1 protein-coding gene is annotated in these 236 nt (G+C 80.5%); it reads left to right on the forward strand.

Annotation, left to right across the window (positions count from 1 at the left end):
• The coding region (locus ACETWP_RS17370) for a hypothetical protein (RefSeq protein ID WP_373973540.1) at positions 1-236 on the forward strand (236 nt) is incomplete at both ends.

Consider the following 236-nt stretch of genomic DNA (forward strand, 5'->3'; position numbering starts at 1 on the left):
GGGTTGGAGGCCGACGAGATCCGGTTGCGGGCCTGGGCCGCGGACGCGGCCGCGGCCGAGTGCGGGGAGGGGATCGCGGTGCTGGCCGCGGGATCCGGTCCGGGCCGGATCGAGGAGGCGCAGCGGGACCGGGCCGCGGCGGCGGGCCGGGATCCGGGGGAGCACGCGTGGGTGGAGACGGTCGCGGCCGCGGAGCTGGCCGCGGCGGCGGGGGTCGCGGAGTCCACGATGCAGCT

It is taken from the genome of Arthrobacter halodurans (genome assembly GCF_041877255.1).
Taxonomy (GTDB): Bacteria; Actinomycetota; Actinomycetes; order Actinomycetales; family Micrococcaceae; genus Arthrobacter_N; species Arthrobacter_N halodurans.